Origin of the sequence: Bacillus sp. AFS002410, assembly GCF_002556365.1 — a bacterium.
Lineage (GTDB): Bacteria > Bacillota > Bacilli > Bacillales > Bacillaceae_G > Gottfriedia.
The window spans coordinates 1-1620 of sequence record NZ_NUEU01000010.1; the positions used below are offsets into that span (position 1 = coordinate 1).

At 38.2% G+C, this 1620-nt stretch carries 1 protein-coding gene; it reads left to right on the forward strand.

From position 1 onward, the window contains the following. Positions 1–274: 274 nt before the first annotated feature. On the forward strand, positions 275–1501 hold the full coding sequence (locus tag CN692_RS10540; protein ID WP_098119126.1) for an IS110 family transposase: 1227 nt from the start codon (positions 275–277) through the stop codon (positions 1499–1501). Positions 1502–1620: the final 119 nt, after the last annotated feature.

Below are 1620 nucleotides of genomic sequence, written 5' to 3' on the forward strand. Positions count from 1 at the left end.
GTAGACTCCCATGCCGCGTTCGCGGCACCATCAAATGAATGAAAATGTTTTTAATACGAGTCTAGTTCCTATTCCAACTGTCAATCCTGTTACTATGGCTGGATAAGGAAGGTCGTTCGACTATGGTGCTTTTAAGCCCGCATGGTAGACTGATTCACTTCGACCAGGTGCACCACAAATTGTTGCTCTCTGATGAGAAGCACGCAGGATAGATTAATCATATATGGTTGTTGCACCAGCCTTAATTTACTTCAGTCTAGGAAGGATACTTACAATGGATGTTGTATTTAATCGCTGTTGTGGACTTGATGTTCACAAAAAGAGTATTACCGCTTGCGCGATTACTCCAAAGGGAAAAGAAATTGAAACATTTGGTACCATGACATTTGATCTTTTCAATTTAATAGACTGGATCAAAAGTAAACAGTGTACTCATGTTGCAATGGAAAGTACAGGTGTATATTGGAAACCAATCTATAATCTATTAGAACTAGAGGAACTACAACCGATGGTTGTAAATGCTGCTCATATCAAGGCTGTACCAGGACGTAAAACTGATGTGAAAGATGCAGAATGGATTGCAAAATTGCTTCGCCATGGTCTTCTTCAACATAGTTATATCCCTAATCGCGAACAGAGAGAACTACGTGAATTAGTTCGATACCGCCGCAGTCTTATTGAAGAAAGAGCTAGGGAGATTAGTAGAATCCAAAAAGTACTCGAAGGTGCCAATATAAAACTTTCTTCGGTTGCGACTGACATTATGGGTGTTTCTGGTCGAGCAATGATTGAAGCTATTATTAACGGTATAAATGATCCACAAGTATTATCAAGCCTAGCTAAAAGAAGCTTGAAGAAAAAAAAGGATGATTTAGAACGTGCATTAATAGGATCCGTTGGACCCCATCAAAAAATGATGTTAAAAACCCAACTTTCACACATTGATTTTATGGATCAACAGATTGAGCTGTTAAGTGCAGAAGTCCAACAACGTATGCAACCTTATGAAGAAGATATTGAACTACTTGATTCTATTCCAGGAATAGGTAGAGGTCACGCTGAACAACTTTTGGCTGAAATAGGAATTGGCATGGAAATTTCGAATCAATTTCCATCTGCTCCCCATTTATGTTCGTGGGCTGGAATGGTTCCAGGTAACAATGAAAGTGCTGGAAAAAAAAAGTCTGGAAAGACAAGAAAAGGTAATAAAAAATTACGAGCAGCACTTGTTGAAGCAGCACATTCAGCAGCGAGGACAAAAAACACTTATCTATCATCACAATACCAACGGTTAGCAGCAAGAATTGGAAAAAAACGCGCAGCAGTTGCGGTTGGACATACCATATTAACAATTGCTTATCACATGTTAAACAGAAGAGTACCCTATATTGAGTTGGGTGCAGATTACTTTGATCGACGAAAGAAAGAAATCGTGATCAAGCAATCTATTAAACGATTAGAGACTCTTGGATGTAAGGTTACAGTTGAAGCAATAGCGTAATTTTTTTAAAAAATAAATAAGTAACGAGCGCCTAGAGCTATTTTAAAAATGGATCTTTTGGGGCTTAGTTTCGTGTTGCCAAAAATCCACTTTTACCAATAGTAATTTTCAGGATAGTT